Annotated in this window: 17 protein-coding genes; 9 read left to right on the forward strand and 8 right to left on the reverse strand. The window is 62.9% G+C overall.

Features of this window, described 5'->3' with window-relative positions:
* Positions 1-26: 26 nt before the first annotated feature.
* From JF290_RS07795 to JF290_RS07825, 7 genes are all read left to right on the forward strand, one after another.
* The gene (locus JF290_RS07795) at positions 27-1,286 is read left to right on the forward strand and encodes an NAD(P)/FAD-dependent oxidoreductase (RefSeq protein ID WP_199024280.1); all 1,260 of its coding nucleotides are present in this window, start codon (positions 27-29) and stop codon (positions 1,284-1,286) included.
* 157 nt (positions 1,287-1,443) lie between these two features.
* Positions 1,444-2,076: an ATP-dependent Clp protease proteolytic subunit gene (locus JF290_RS07800; protein ID WP_199024281.1), complete on the forward strand. Its 633-nt coding sequence runs from the start codon at positions 1,444-1,446 to the stop codon at positions 2,074-2,076.
* Between the two features lie 154 nt (positions 2,077-2,230).
* Positions 2,231-3,499 carry an ATP-dependent Clp protease ATP-binding subunit ClpX gene (gene clpX / locus JF290_RS07805; protein ID WP_199024282.1) on the forward strand — a complete coding sequence of 423 codons (1,269 nt, stop codon included), beginning with the start codon at positions 2,231-2,233 and terminating at the stop codon, positions 3,497-3,499.
* 3 nt (positions 3,500-3,502) lie between these two features.
* Positions 3,503-3,865 (forward strand): RidA family protein, encoded by a 363-nt coding sequence (locus tag JF290_RS07810; RefSeq protein ID WP_199024283.1) that lies wholly within the window; start codon positions 3,503-3,505, stop codon positions 3,863-3,865.
* Between the two features lie 85 nt (positions 3,866-3,950).
* The gene (locus JF290_RS07815; RefSeq protein WP_199024284.1) at positions 3,951-4,334 is read left to right on the forward strand and encodes an NADH:ubiquinone oxidoreductase subunit NDUFA12; all 384 of its coding nucleotides are present in this window, start codon (positions 3,951-3,953) and stop codon (positions 4,332-4,334) included.
* Between the two features lie 28 nt (positions 4,335-4,362).
* Positions 4,363-4,815: an outer membrane lipid asymmetry maintenance protein MlaD gene (mlaD, locus tag JF290_RS07820; protein ID WP_199024285.1), complete on the forward strand. Its 453-nt coding sequence runs from the start codon at positions 4,363-4,365 to the stop codon at positions 4,813-4,815.
* Positions 4,812-5,171, forward strand: a complete 360-nt coding sequence (locus tag JF290_RS07825) for a DUF2155 domain-containing protein (RefSeq protein ID WP_199024287.1) — start codon at positions 4,812-4,814, stop codon at positions 5,169-5,171. Before mlaD ends, JF290_RS07825 begins: the two co-directional genes overlap by 4 nt.
* Here the strand turns inward: JF290_RS07825 and aat are convergent.
* Genes aat through accB form a run of 3 tightly spaced genes read right to left on the reverse strand, consistent with a single transcriptional unit; the run spans position 5,135 to position 7,672 of the window.
* Positions 5,135-5,767 carry a leucyl/phenylalanyl-tRNA--protein transferase gene (gene aat / locus JF290_RS07830; protein WP_199024289.1) on the reverse strand — a complete coding sequence of 211 codons (633 nt, stop codon included), beginning with the start codon at positions 5,765-5,767 and terminating at the stop codon, positions 5,135-5,137. The two genes, JF290_RS07825 and aat, sit on opposite strands and share 37 nt — an antisense overlap.
* A gap of 46 nt (positions 5,768-5,813) precedes the next feature.
* On the reverse strand, positions 5,814-7,166 hold the full coding sequence (accC, locus tag JF290_RS07835; protein ID WP_199024290.1) for an acetyl-CoA carboxylase biotin carboxylase subunit: 1,353 nt from the start codon (positions 7,164-7,166) through the stop codon (positions 5,814-5,816).
* Between the two features lie 8 nt (positions 7,167-7,174).
* Positions 7,175-7,672, reverse strand: coding sequence for an acetyl-CoA carboxylase biotin carboxyl carrier protein (gene accB / locus JF290_RS07840; RefSeq protein ID WP_199024291.1), 498 nt, complete (start codon positions 7,670-7,672; stop codon positions 7,175-7,177).
* A 265-nt stretch (positions 7,673-7,937) separates the two neighbouring features.
* Between accB and JF290_RS07845 the strand changes: the two genes are divergently transcribed.
* A complete protein-coding gene (locus tag JF290_RS07845; RefSeq protein ID WP_199024292.1) occupies positions 7,938-9,437 on the forward strand; it encodes a class I adenylate-forming enzyme family protein in 1,500 nt (499 codons plus the stop codon).
* On the forward strand, positions 9,434-10,237 hold the full coding sequence (locus JF290_RS07850) for a 3-hydroxybutyrate dehydrogenase (RefSeq protein WP_199024293.1): 804 nt from the start codon (positions 9,434-9,436) through the stop codon (positions 10,235-10,237). Before JF290_RS07845 ends, JF290_RS07850 begins: the two co-directional genes overlap by 4 nt.
* A 9-nt stretch (positions 10,238-10,246) precedes the next feature.
* Here JF290_RS07850 and JF290_RS07855 read toward each other — a convergent pair whose 3' ends face one another.
* The 5 genes from JF290_RS07855 to JF290_RS07875 form a co-directional block, all read right to left on the reverse strand.
* Entirely contained in the window at positions 10,247-10,516 is a 270-nt protein-coding gene (locus JF290_RS07855; protein WP_199024294.1) for a hypothetical protein, read from the reverse strand.
* A gap of 150 nt (positions 10,517-10,666) precedes the next feature.
* Positions 10,667-11,422: an ABC transporter ATP-binding protein gene (locus tag JF290_RS07860; protein ID WP_199024295.1), complete on the reverse strand. Its 756-nt coding sequence runs from the start codon at positions 11,420-11,422 to the stop codon at positions 10,667-10,669.
* A 12-nt stretch (positions 11,423-11,434) separates the two neighbouring features.
* Positions 11,435-12,190, reverse strand: a complete 756-nt coding sequence (locus JF290_RS07865) for an ABC transporter ATP-binding protein (protein WP_199024296.1) — start codon at positions 12,188-12,190, stop codon at positions 11,435-11,437.
* Between the two features lie 12 nt (positions 12,191-12,202).
* Positions 12,203-13,405: a branched-chain amino acid ABC transporter permease gene (locus JF290_RS07870; RefSeq protein ID WP_199024297.1), complete on the reverse strand. Its 1,203-nt coding sequence runs from the start codon at positions 13,403-13,405 to the stop codon at positions 12,203-12,205.
* A 3-nt stretch (positions 13,406-13,408) separates the two neighbouring features.
* On the reverse strand, positions 13,409-14,440 hold the full coding sequence (locus JF290_RS07875) for a branched-chain amino acid ABC transporter permease (RefSeq protein ID WP_199024298.1): 1,032 nt from the start codon (positions 14,438-14,440) through the stop codon (positions 13,409-13,411).
* Positions 14,441-14,503 lie beyond the last annotated feature (63 nt).

Raw genomic sequence — 14,503 nt, forward strand, 5'->3', positions numbered from 1 at the left:
AGATACACCGACGGGAGGAGGACCCCATGACACTTAACAGACGGCACTTTCTGGGAACAGCGGTCGGCACCGCCGCCGCGTTGAGCGCCCCGATGGTCATGGCTGCGGGAACTCCGCGCGTGGTCGTGATCGGCGGCGGCGCGGGTGGCGCAACGGCGGCTCGCTACATCGCCAAGGACAGCAAGGGCGAGATCGAGGTGACGTTGGTCGAGCCGACGCGCAGCTACTACACCTGCTTTTTCTCGAACCTCTATATCGGCGGGTTCCAGGAGATCGGCGACCTCGCGCATTCCTATGGCGGGTTGGCGGCCTCGGGCGTCAACGTCGTGCATGACTGGGCGACCGGCATCGACCGCGACGCCAAGACCGTGACGCTGGCCGGTGGCGGGGTGCTGCCCTATGACCGGCTGATTCTGTCACCCGGTATCGACTTCGTCGACGAGTCGGTGCCCGGCTGGGACCTGTCGGCCCAGAACGCCATGCCGCACGCCTACAAGGGCGGCTCGCAGACCGAGCTGCTGAAGGCGCAGATCCTAGCGATGCCCGAGGGCGGGCGTTTCGCCATGGTCGCACCTCCCAACCCATATCGCTGCCCGCCCGGCCCCTACGAGCGGATCAGCATGGTCGCGCATCTGCTCAAGGCCAACAACCCGACTGCCAAGATCCTGCTTGTGGATCCGAAGGAGAAATATTCGAAACAGGCGCTGTTCGAGGAAGGCTGGCAGAAGCATTACGGTGGCATGATCGAGCGCATCGGCCCTGACTTCGGGGCAAGCAACGTGCAGGTGAACCCGGCAGAGATGATCGTGTCGATCGACGGCGTCGACGAGAAAGTCGACGTCTGCAACGTGATCCCGGCGCAAAAGGCCGGCGTGATCTGCGAACGTGCCGGCATCACCGAAGGCAACTGGGCACCGGTTTCAGGCCACACGATGCAATCTCGCGTCGATGAGAACATCCACGTGCTCGGCGATGCGACCGATCAGGGTGACATGCCGAAGTCGGGCTTTTCCGCCAACAGCCAGGCCAAGGTCGCCGCGATGGCCGTACGCGGGGCCCTGACCGGCTCCAAGGTCTTTCCGGCCAAATTCTCCAACACCTGTTGGTCGCTCATCGACGCGGATGACGGCGTCAAGGTCGGTGCGACCTACGAGGCGACGGACGAGAAGATCGCCAAGGTCGACGGTTTCATCAGCCAGACCGGCGAAGACGCCGATTTGCGCCGCATCACCTACGAGGAAAGCCTCGGATGGTATGCCGGTATCACCGCAGACATGTTCGGCTGAAACCGACCTGACAGACGGGCCGTCCCGGATCGACCGGGGCGGCCCTTGCCACTTCTAATTGTCCTGCCGCCCTTGCAGCCCCCCAAAGGCGATACTAAGACTCTGCTAACGTATGGCCGGGTATGGTCCCGGCAGTCCAAGCAGCAGGCAGGCACAGATGTTTGATCCCATAGACACCTACATGAACACCCTCGTCCCGATGGTGGTCGAGCAGACCAGCCGGGGAGAGCGCGCCTATGACATCTTCTCGCGCCTGCTGAAGGAACGGATCGTCTTCATCAATGGCCCGATCCATGACGGGATGAGCCATCTCGTGGTGGCACAGCTGCTGCATCTCGAGGCGGAAAATCCGTCCAAGGAGATCAGCATCTACATCAACTCGCCCGGTGGCGTCGTGACCAGCGGCCTGTCGATCTATGACACGATGCAATACATCAAGCCCAAGGTCAGCACGCTCTGTATCGGGCAGGCGGCATCGATGGGGTCGGTCCTGCTGGCCGGTGGCGAGGCTGGCATGCGTTTCTCGCTGCCCAACAGCCGCATCATGGTGCACCAGCCCAGCGGCGGCTATCAGGGCCAGGCGAGCGATATCATGATCCACGCAGCGGAAACCCAGAAGCTCAAGGACCGGCTGTATGACATCTATGTCAAGCATACCGGGCAGACCAAGAAGGCGGTCGAAAAGGCTCTGGATCGCGACAACTTCATGTCGCCCGAGGAAGCCAAGGAATGGGGCCACATCGACGAGATCGTGGCAAGTCGCGACAAGGGCGACGACAAGGGGGCATAACGCCTGCCTTAGTAGCACAGCTGCCGGGCCACATCGGGCGCGGCACGTTTTGCGATTGTGATGCCCGGATCGCTGTCCTAAGCTGTCCTGTGTGGGTGACCCTGTCCTGAAGAATTCGGGGCGACGTTGGAAATCGAAGCCGGAAAGGTTAATCATGGCAACGAACTCAAGCGGCGACAGCAAGAACACGCTCTACTGCAGCTTTTGCGGCAAGAGCCAGCACGAGGTGCGCAAGCTGATCGCGGGTCCGACGGTGTTCATCTGCGACGAATGCGTCGAACTCTGCATGGACATCATTCGCGAAGAGACCAAGGCGAGCGGGCTCAAGGCCACCGACGGTGTGCCCACGCCGAAGGACATCTGCGCGGTGCTGGACGATTACGTGATCGGTCAGGCGAATGCCAAGAAGGTGCTCTCCGTCGCGGTGCACAACCATTACAAGCGGCTGAACCACGCCCAGAAGGCGGGCAACGACATCGAACTGGCCAAGTCGAACATCCTGCTGATCGGCCCGACCGGCTGCGGCAAGACCCTTTTGGCGCAGACACTGGCGCGGATCCTCGATGTGCCGTTCACCATGGCGGATGCGACCACGCTGACCGAAGCGGGTTATGTCGGCGAGGATGTCGAAAACATCATCCTCAAGCTGCTGCAGGCCTCCGAGTACAATGTCGAACGCGCGCAGCGCGGCATCGTCTACATCGACGAGGTCGACAAGATCACGCGCAAGTCGGAAAACCCGTCGATCACCCGGGACGTTTCGGGCGAGGGTGTCCAGCAGGCGCTTCTGAAGCTGATGGAAGGCACCGTCGCCTCGGTGCCGCCGCAAGGCGGGCGGAAGCATCCGCAGCAGGAATTCCTGCAGGTCGACACGACAAACATCCTGTTCATCTGTGGCGGCGCCTTTGCCGGGCTCGACAAGATCATCGCCGCCCGCGGCAAGGGCAGTGCGATGGGGTTTGGCGCGGACGTGCGTGACAACGACGAACGCGGCATCGGCGAAATCTTCACCGACCTCGAGCCCGAGGATCTGCTGAAGTTCGGCCTGATCCCGGAATTCGTCGGTCGTCTGCCGGTTCTCGCGACGCTCGAGGACCTGGACGAAGAGGCCCTCGTCACGATCCTGACGCAGCCGAAGAACGCGCTGGTCAAGCAGTATCAGCGCCTGTTCGAACTGGAAGACACCGAACTGCAGTTTACCGACGATGCGCTGAAGGCAATCGCCAAGCGTGCCATCGAGCGCAAGACCGGTGCACGTGGCCTGCGGTCGATTCTCGAGGACATCCTGCTTGAGACGATGTTCGAACTCCCAGGCCTCGACAGCGTGACCAAGGTCGTCGTGAACGAAGAAGCCGTGATGTCGGACGCAGCGCCGCTGATGATCCATGCGGACGCGGAAAAGGACACCGTCTCCGCAGGTTGATCCATGACGATCCAGCGGATTGCGTCCGGCGGCCCGTTTGAAGAACGGGTCGGCTATTGCCGGGCGGTGATTGCGGGCGGTTTGGTGCATGTCTCGGGCACTGTCGGGCAAGGCGACACTGTGGTCGAGCAATGCCGCTCGGCGCTGTCGGTGATCGAGGACGCGCTGGCCAAGGCCGGGGCTGGGTGGTCCGACGTGGTCCGCGTGACCTACATGCTGCCCGACCGGGCCGAGTTCGAACCGTGCTGGCCGATCCTGTCAGAGACATTCGGCGCAAATCCACCCGCCGCCACCATGATCGAATGTGGCCTCATCGACCCGAAATACCGGATCGAGATCGAGGTGACGGCGCTGCTGCCGGAGTGACGCCGACCCGCCGCCCTGCGCTGCCTTGTCTCTGGACCTCGGGCACAGGATGGGTCATATCAGGGTCAACAAACCGGAGACTCTCATGGGCATCCTGAATTCCCTGCTGCGCGCCGTGACCTGGTGGAACGGGCAGACACTGAACACCCAGATCTTTACCTGGCGCAAGGGCGTCAAGGTCGGTGAAGACGAACAGGGAAACGTGTTCTATCGCAATGCGGATGACAGCAAACGCTGGGTCATCTTCAACGGCGAGGTCGAGGCGAGCCGGGTCAGCCCGGATTGGCACGGCTGGCTGCACCGCACTTGGGACGAACCGCCGACCGACCGCCCGCTCGCCCACAAAAAATGGGAAAAGCCGCACCAGGAGAATCTAACGGGTACCGCGATGGCCTATGTCCCGGCCGGGTCGCTGCGCCGCGTCGATCCGACCCCGCGCCGCGACTACGAGGCGTGGACGCCGGAGTGAAACCGGTCCTTTCGACGGAGCGTACGTGATGTCGCACAACACCACCGAAATCCTGGTCGGGGGCGCGGTTCTGGCCGGCGCCTTGGCCTTCGCGATCTATGCCGGGCAGGCCTCGGGCCTGTCCACCGGGGGCGATGGCTACGAACTGAACGCGAGCTTCCGTTCGCTCGAGGGTGTTGGCGTGGGCACTGATGTGCGCCTTGCCGGCGTCAAGATCGGAACCGTTACCAACGTGGAGCTGAATGCCGAAACCTATCGCGCCGATACGCGCTTTTCGGTGCGTAACGGGATCGAGATTCCCGATGACAGCGCTGCGGTGGTGGCCTCCGAGGGACTGCTGGGCGGCAATTTTCTCGAGATCGTGCCGGGCGGTTCGCCCTTTTTCTTCGACCCGGGCGCCGACATCGAAGACACGCAGGGCGCGGTCAGTCTGATCTCGCTTCTCGTCAAGTTCGTGGCCGGCAGCGGGAGCGGCGAGTGATCCGCTCTGTCCTGCTCGCGGCGCTGCTTCTGACCACGCCGGCCATCGCCCAGGACCAGGCGGTCTCGGGCAAGGGGGCCGTGCTGCGGGGGCTCGACAAGGTCAACGGACAGACGGTGGACGTGCAGATCCAGACCGGGGGACGGGCAGAAGTGTTCGGCCTCACGGTGGACTTGGCGGATTGCCGGTACCCGGCGGAGAACCCGACCGGGGATGCCTTTGCCTTTCTGACGATCCTCGACACCGGGCAGACGAACGTTCGCTTCCAAGGGTGGATGATCGCGTCGTCGCCGGCGCTGAATGCGCTTGACCACAGCCGCTATGACGTCTGGGTTTTGCGCTGCATCACTTCATAAGGCGAAGGTGTCTTGGGTGCCCTAAAATCGGCAGGCAGTGCGAGGGCCTCGGCCAAGCGGCGGTGGTACTCCGCGCGGGTCACCTCGATCGCGCCCAGTGACGCCAGATGCGCCGTGAGAAACTGCGTATCGAACAGTCGGAACCCGGCCTTGCCGAGCCGGTCCACCAGGTAGGAGAGTGCGATCTTCGAGGCGTCCGTGCGCCGCGAGAACATGCTTTCGCCGAAGAACGCGGCCCCGATCGCGACCCCGTATACGCCGCCGACCAAATCGTCGCCGTCCCAGACCTCGAGCGAATGCGCCCGGCCAGCGTCGAACAAGGCAATGTAGAGCGCGCGGATCTCCGCGTTGATCCAGGTTTCTGCCCGGTCTGCACACCCATCCAGAACGCCGGGAAAATCGGTGTCGATGGTGACGTGATACTGTCCACGACGCAGCCGGCGTCGCAGGGAGCGCGAGACGTGAAACCCGTCAAGCGGCAGGATGCCACGGCGCTTTGGATCGACCCAGAAGATTTCTGCATCGTCCCGGTGTTCTGCCATCGGGAAGATGCCGATCGTGTAGCCTTGCAGCAGAAGCTCGGGCGTCAGTCCCATCGGATCGTCCATCCCGGGGCGCGTGTTCGGCTGGCCGAAGCCACGATCACCCGTCGGCCAGGTTGGTTTCCAGCCAATGCTCCAGCCAGTGAATGTTGTAGCTGCCGCGCAGCAGATCCGGTTCCTGGAGCAGGGCGTGAAACAAGGGCACCGTGGTGTCGACGCCATCCACGATCAGTTCGCCAAGCGCCCGCCCCAACCGGGCCAGCGCTTCGGGTCGGTCACGCCCATGCACGATCAGCTTGCCAATCAGGCTGTCGTAATAGGGCGGGATCGAATAGCCGTCATAGAGCGCTGAATCCATCCTGACGCCCAGGCCACCCGGCGCATGATATTGCGTGATGCGTCCGGGGCAGGGCGAAAAGTTGGGCAGTTTCTCGGCATTGATCCGGACCTCGATCGCATGTCCCTTTATCTCCAGGTCCTCCTGGGTGAAGGACATCGGCAGACCGGCGGCGACGCGGATCTGTTCGCGCACTAGGTCGACCCCGAAGATCGCCTCGGTCACGGGGTGTTCGACCTGAAGCCGTGTGTTCATCTCGATGAAGTAGAACGCGCCGTTCTCGTAGAGAAACTCGATCGTGCCCGCGCCGATATAGTTGATCTTGGCGACTGCATCTGCACAGACCTTTCCGATCCGCGCGCGCTCTTCCTCCGTGATCACCGGGCCTGGTGCCTCTTCAAAGACCTTCTGGTGACGCCGCTGCAGCGAGCAATCCCGCTCGCCTAGGTGAACGGCATTTCCCTTGCCGTCGCCAAAGACCTGGATCTCGATATGACGCGGCGTGGTCAGGTATTTCTCGATATAGACCTCGTCATTGCCGAAGTTTGATTTCCCCTCGGCGCGTGCGGTCTGGAAGGCGCGTTCCATGTCGGCGGCGGATTTCGCGACCTTCATACCCTTGCCGCCACCACCTGCGGTGGCCTTGATGATGACCGGATAGCCGATCTCTTCACCGATGCGCTTGGCGGTTTCGAGGTCCGGCACGCCGCCGTCGCTGCCCGGCACGCAGGGTACGCCAAGCGTCTTCATCGTGTCCTTGGCGGTGATCTTGTCGCCCATGATACGAATATGCTCGGCGGTGGGGCCGATGAACGTCAGCCCATGATCCTCGACGATCTGCACGAAATTCGCGTTCTCGGACAGGAACCCGTAGCCCGGATGAATCGCCTGCGCGCCCGAGATCTCGCAGGCCGAGATGATCGCAGGAATCGAAAGATAGCTCTGCGGGCTGGGGGCGGGGCCGATGCAGACCGATTCATCCGCCATGCGCACATGCATCGCGTCGGTGTCCGCAGTCGAATGCACCGCGACGCTGGCAATGCCCATTTCGCGCGCGGCCCGGACCACGCGCAGGGCGATCTCGCCGCGATTGGCAATCAGGATCTTGTCAAACATGGGATCGCCTATTCGATGATGACGAGCGGGGTGCCGTATTCGACCGCGGCGCCGTCCTCGACCAGGATCCGTTTCACAGTGCCGGATTTCGGCGCCGGAATATGGTTCATCGTCTTCATGGCTTCGACGATGAGAAGCGTGTCGCCTTCACTCACCGCGGCGCCCACGCTGACAAAGGCGGCTGCATCGGGTTCCGGCTGCATGTAGACCGTGCCCACCATCGGCGACAGAACGGCGCCGGGATGCGCGGCCGGGTCATCGCTGGCGGCGGGCGGCGTGGCCGCTGCGGGCGCGGAGGACGAGGCGGCCGGGCTGGGCAATGCGGCGGTGACCGGAGCGGCCGGTGCCGGCGCGACCGCCAGGGTGCCGCGGCTGACGCGCACGTTCAGGCTGTCGTCGGGTCCATAATCGCGTTTGACCTGCAATTCCGTCAGGTCGTTCTCGCGCAGCAGCTCGGCCAGGGCCTTGATGAATGCCACGTCCGACTCGTGATTGGTGTCTGTCATGATGTCCTCGACCGGTTCCGCATTCCCGTCTGATGCGCGGGATTAACACTGCAGGCGCTTATAGGCCAAGGTTCAACCCGTGAAAAGCGCCGTTGCGTAAGCGGACCATGGCAGGGATGCGGGCAAATGGCCAGCAGCCGACTTGGCGCGGCGCGCGCGTTGTGGAATTGCAGCCGGCATGAAAGGCGCGCTATCCTGACGCGGGGAGGACGACGCGCGTGATGATCACAAAGACAGCACTGGGCCTTGGCGAGGTCGGCTGGCGATGAACCTCGCGCAATGGCTTTATCGTCAAGCGCAGGCGCTACCGGAACGGCCCGCCCTGTTCCACGGGACGCGGCAGATCGCCGATTACGCGGCCTTTGATGCGCGCGCTGCGCGGCTGGCGGAATGGCTGAGGGCTGGTGGGATCGTGCCCGGTGACCGCGTCGCCATATTCATGAAGAACTGCCCCGCCTACCTGATCGTGCAATACGCGATCTGGTATGCGGGTGCGGTGGCGGTTCCGATCAATGCCAAGCTGCACGGGAGAGAGACCGCGTTCATCCTCGAGGATTCTGGCGCGCGGCTGTGTTTCGCCTCGCCGGACCTGGCCGAAGCGCTGGCCGAAGCCGATGTCTCCTGTGACGTGGTCGACCCGGCCGCGATCGATACCGCGCAAGGCGCGCGGCTGGCGGTGCCGATCCAGCGTGATGCTGACGATTTGGCCTGGTTGTTCTATACCTCCGGCACGACGGGGCGGCCCAAGGGCGTGATGATCACCAACCGGATGCTGATCGCCATGTCGCTGGCTTATACCGTCGATGTCGACCCGGTCAGCCCGGAAGACTCGGTAATCTATGCCGCCCCGATGAGTCATGGTGCCGGGATCTACAACATGATCCATGTCCGGATGGGCACGCGGCATGTCTGTCCCGTTTCGGGCGGCTTTGACGAGGCGGAAGTCTTCGACCTCGCCCGCCACTTCGGGCGGGCGCAGATGTTCGCGGCGCCGACGATGATCAAGCGGATGGTCGATGCCGCCGCGAAGAGTGGCGCGACCGGCGAAGGCTTGCGGACGATCGTCTATGGCGGCGGGCCGATGTATTCCGCCGACATCATCGAGGCTGTCGAGCGCTTTGGTCCGGTCTTTGTGCAGATCTACGGACAAGGCGAATGCCCGATGGGCATCACGGCGCTGTCACGGCACGACGTGACAGACCGCACCCATCCGCGTTGGTGGGAAAGGCTGGCCAGTGTCGGGCGGGCGCAATCGCCTGTCGAACTGCGCATCGCGGATGCCGAAGGCAACGCGCTGGACCCCGGAGAGGTGGGCGAGATCAGGGTGCGCGGTGACGTGGTGATGCCGGGCTATTGGCGCAACACCGAGGCCACGGCAGCGACCCTTCGCGACGGGTGGCTCTGCACCGGGGATATGGGGTTCATGGATGCGGACGGCTACGTGACCATGCAGGACCGATCCAAGGACATGATCATCACGGGGGGCTCGAATGTCTATCCTCGTGAAGTCGAAGAGGTGTTGCTGACCCATCCGCGCCTGCGCGAGGTATCGGTGATCGGCCGGCCCGACCCGGACTGGGGCGAAGTGGTGGTTGCCTGTATCGTTGGGGATGTGGACACGGCAGAGCTCGATCGGCTCTGCATCGAGAACATCGCCCGCTTCAAGCGGCCCAAGGACTACTTGCGGCTCGACCAGTTGCCCAAGAACAATTACGGCAAGGTTCTCAAGACCGAGTTGCGCAAGATGCTGAAGGACAAGACATGACGGATCTGACTGGAAAAACCGCATTGGTCACCGGCTCGGTACAAGGGATCGGACTGGCCATTGCCGGGGCCTTCGCCACGGCCGGCGCGCGGATCGCGGTCCACGGTCTGGCAGGTGACGCACAGGTGCACGAAGCCTGTGAACACCTCAAGGCGCTCGGCGCGCCCCAGGCCGAGTTCTTTCACGGCGATCTTCGCAATCCGCAGGAGATCGCCGAGTTGATGGCTGCGGTGCAGGCCTGGGGCGGGGCGGACATCCTGGTCAACAACGCTGGTGTCCAGCAGACCGCGCCGCTGTCGTCGATGCCGGCGCAGACCTGGGACAGCATCCTTGCCATCAACCTGAGTGCGGCGTTTCACACCATGCAGGCCGCCTTGCCCGATATGGCCGTGCGCGGATACGGGCGGGTCATCAACATCTCTTCGGTGCATGGGCTGGTCGCCAGCAAGAACAAGGCGCCCTATGTGGCGGCCAAACACGGTTTGGTCGGGCTGAGCCGGGTGGCGGCGCTGGAGTATGCCGATGCGGGCGAACGGTCCAAGGGTGGTGTAACCGTGAACTGTATCTGTCCCGGATGGACGCAGACGGCGATCATCGAGCCGCAGATCGAAGAGCGCATGGACGCCTTCGACGGTGACCGCGACGCGGCCATCGCCGACCTGCTGCGGGAGAAGCAGCCCAGCCTCCGCGTATCGGACCCGTCCGAGATCGGTGCACTGGCCGTCTGGCTCTGCAGTCCTCTGGCGCACAATATCACCGGAACCGCGATCCCGATCGATGGGGGATGGACCGCCCAGTAGCGGTTGCGCTCACTCGGCTGCGCCGTCCTCGCGTTCGGCCATTTCCAGCGCCTGCTGCTCAAGGATCTCCATGATCTTGCGCTGGATGGCGGTGGGCGGGGCGGTCTGCCTGTCCTGGCGGGACGCGAAATCCCGCGCGCGGGATTCATCGGACGCCGCGCCGGCGCCTGCGGGCATGACCTTGCTGTCGGACTTCTGCACTGCAGGATCCGGTGGCAAGGACGCCGGATGACCCGTCGGTTGCGGGGCCATCACGGGCAATGCGATAGATATGTTCATTCTGATGCTCCATGGACGGAGCCCTCACCCAATCTTAAGGTTAACTCAACGGGTGTTAAGATTCCCCTAACGAGACAGGTCGCGTCGCGTTCCACATGAAAAAGGCCGGCCCCTCGGGACCGACCCTTTCAACACGACAAGGCGATACGCTCAGATCGCGAGGTATTCGGCGCGCAACTCCTCGTTCTCAAGCACCTCTGAGGCAGCGCCGTCAAAGACGATGCCGCCTGTGTCGAGAATCACCGCCCGGTCGGCCAGTTCCAGCGCGCGCACGGCGTTCTGTTCGACGATGATCGTGGTCATGCCCTGTTCCTTGATGTGGATCAGCGTTTTCTCGATCTCGTCGACGATCACCGGGGCGAGCCCCTCATAGGGTTCGTCCAGCAGCAGGACCTTGATGTCGCGCGCAAGGGCACGGGCGATCGACAGCATCTGCTGCTCACCGCCCGACAGGGTCACGCCTTCCTGGTTCTTGCGTTCGCCGAGGCGCGGGAACAGCTCGTAGAGCCGTTCGATCGACCAGCCGATCGGCGGTGCGATTTGCGCCAGCTTCAGGTTCTCCTCGACGGTGAGACCGGCGATGATGCGGCGATCCTCGGGCACGAGGCCCAGACCGACGCTCGCGGCCTCGTAGCTGGTCATCTTGTGCAGCGGTTGGTGGTCGAGCCAGATCTCGCCGTGGGTGACCTGGGGATCGCCCAGCCGCGCGATCGAGCGCAGGGTCGAAGTCTTGCCCGCCCCGTTGCGGCCCAGAAGCGCCAGGATCTCGCCCTCGTGGACGTTGAAGCTGATGCCCTGCACGATGTAGCTTTCGCCGTAATAGGAGTGCATGTCCCACACCGACAGGAAGGCCGGTGCGGTCGTGGCCATGTTGGCGTTCTTGGAAAAGTCCGGTTTGACGTTCATGGGTCTTCTCCCTTACGCGCTTTCGCCCAGATACGCTTCGCGCACCTTGGGGTTGCCCTTGATGTTCTGCGGATCGTCCTCGACCAGGGGCGTGCCCTGGGCCAGAACCGTGATCCGGTCGGCGAGACTGAACACCACGTGCATGTCGTGTTCGATGATCGCGATCGTGATGTCGCGCTCTTCCTTGATCTGCTTCAGCAGGTCGATGGTGTTGTTGGTGTCTGCTCGCGCCATGCCGGCGGTGGGTTCGTCCAGCAGCAACAGGCGCGGCTCCTGGGACAGGCACATCCCGATCTCGAGCCGCCGCTTGTCGCCACGGGACATCGCGGCGGCATGCATGTCGCGCTTGTCGATCATGTTCATGTCCACCAGCATCGCCTCGGCCTTTTCCACGATGTCCTTTTGAGACGGGATCGAGGCGACGGCGTTCAGTTCGAACGATCCGTCACGCTTCGCGAAACAGGGGATCATCATGTTCTCCATCACCGTCAGATCGCCGAAGATCTCGGGTGTCTGGAAGACGCGGGAAATACCCATCTGGTTGATCTCGTAGGGCGCGCGTCCCAGCACTGACTGGCCGTCGAACATGACGCTGCCGGTGTCGGGGATCAGCTTGCCGACCAGGCAATTCAGCAGGGTGGATTTCCCGGCCCCGTTGGGGCCGATGATGGCGTGGACGGTGTTTTCCTTCACCGACAGGTTCACGTCTCCGAGCGCCTGCAACCCGCCGAACCGCTTGTTGACGCCTTTGACTTCAAGGATACCCATGTGCTCGTCTCCCTATTCCGCAGGTTTGGTGGATTTGGAGGCCTTGTCCCGTGACCCGGCCTTGCCGCCGCGCACCCAGGCCGCGATCTTCTGGCCGCCCTGGACCAGCCCGCCGGGCAGGAAAATGACCACCAGCATGAAGACGATGCCCAGCGTCAGGTGCCAGCCCTTGCCGATGAAGGGATAGATCAGCGTGACGATCAGATCCTCCAATCCGTCGGGCAGGAAGGCGAACCATTCGTGCAGGATGCCCGAGTTGATCTTGGAGATGATGTTCTCCATGTACTTGATCAGACCTGCCCCCAGAACCGGGCCGATCAGGGTGCCGGCACCGCCGAGGATCGTCATCAGGACGACTTCGCCACTGGCGGTCCAGAACATGCGTTCGGGGCCGACCTGCGTGTCCATCGCGACCATCAGGCCGCCCGCGAGACCGGCATACATGCCCGAGATCACGAAGGCGGCGAGCGTGTAGGGACGGGAGTTCAGGCCGGTGTAGTTCATCCGCTGCTGGTTCGACTTCACGGCGCGCAGCATCATGCCGAACGGAGAGCGGAAGATGCGGATCGACAGGTAGAAGGCCAGCAGCATCACCACGGCCGCGATGTAGTAGCCGGCGTTGAAGGTGAAGAGCCAGTTGCCGACTTCCAGTTCGTAGCTCGACGTCATCGACAATCCGAACAGGTTCGCCCGCGGGGTGGCGCCTTCGGTGAGGGCTGCGTCGAGAATGCGCGGATCGGCCATCTTGGGCTGCAGTCCCGTTTCACCGCCGGTGATCGGCGTCAGGACTGAATAGGCCAGCGCATAGGACATCTGCGCGAAGGCCAGCGTCAGGATCGAGAAATAGATGCCCGAGCGGCGCAGCGAGATGAACCCGACGAGCAGCGCGAATACCCCCGCGACGATGACGGCCATGATCATGGCCGGGATCACGTTCATCGTCAGCAGCTTCATCATCCAGATCGCGGCATAGCTGCCGACCCCCAGAAAGGCCGCGTGCCCGAAGCTGAGGTAGCCCGTCAAACCAAAGAGAATGTTGAACCCGATCGCGAAGATCCCGAAGATCACGAAGCGCTGCATCAGGTCGGGATAGCCCGCGTTGAACTGCGCCATCGCCGAACCTTCGGGGAAGGGATTCAGGAGGAAGGGCGCGAACATCGTCAGGCCCGCCACGATCAGCAGAAGGGTGAAGTCTTTCTTGTTCAATCCGAACATGGCTTATTCCTCCATCACGCCCTTGCGGCCCATGAGGCCACGCGGACGGGTCAGCAGAATGATGATGGCGACCAGGTAAATGATGATCTGGTTCAGGCCTGGCAGAACATCCAGCACCTGGGTCATCGATGCGATACTTTCGAGAATGCCCAGCAGGAAGCCCGCAAGCACGGCTCCGGGCAGCGACCCCATTCCGCCGACCACGACCACGACGAAACTGAGCACGAGGAAATCCATCCCCATGTGATAGTTCGGCGAATTGATCGGCGTGTACATCACGCCCGCCAGACCCGCGACCGCGGCGGCGAGGCCGAACATGATGGTGAAACGCTTGTCGATGTTGATGCCGAGCAGGCCAACGGTCTCGCGATCCGCCATTCCGGCGCGCACGACCATCCCGAAGGTGGTGAATTGCAGGAAGGCGAAGACCGCGCCGATGATGATTGCGGCGAAGGCGAAATAGACCAGCCGCCAGTAGGGATAGATGATGGTGTTCGGATCGAAACCCAGCATCGCGCCGAAATCGAACGATCCGGTGAAGGCCGAGGGTGCGGGCGTCGGGATCGGGTTCGCTCCGTAGAAATACTTGATGACTTCCTGCAGCACGATGGCCAGGCCGAAGGTCACGAGAATCTGGTCGGCATGCGGACGCTTGTAGAAATGCTTGATCAGGCCGCGTTCCATGATGACGCCGACGCCGACCATCACCGGAATGGCGAACAGGATCGACAGGGGCACCGCCCAGTCGATGATCACGTCACCGGTCGCCTGCCCGAAGATGTCGTAGATATAGGGCACGTCCACCTTGAGCGGGTTGCCGAGGAAATCGGTCTTGGTCTCGTCGATCACCGTGTGGCTGAGCGTCAGGATGCGTGACAGGGTGACGGCGCAGAAGGCCCCGATCATGAACAGCGCACCGTGTGCGAAGTTCACGACGCCCAAGGTGCCGAAGATCAGCGTCAGGCCGAGCGCGATCAGCGCATAGGCCGAGCCCTTGTCGAGCCCGTTGAGAATTTGCAGGATGATTGCGTCCATTGGTCTGAACCCTCGGATTGATCAGAATGGCAGGCACCGGCGCATCGCGGCCAGAGGCCGGAT

This window comes from Sedimentitalea arenosa (assembly GCF_016428585.1).
Classification (GTDB): Bacteria; Pseudomonadota; Alphaproteobacteria; order Rhodobacterales; family Rhodobacteraceae; genus Sedimentitalea; species Sedimentitalea arenosa.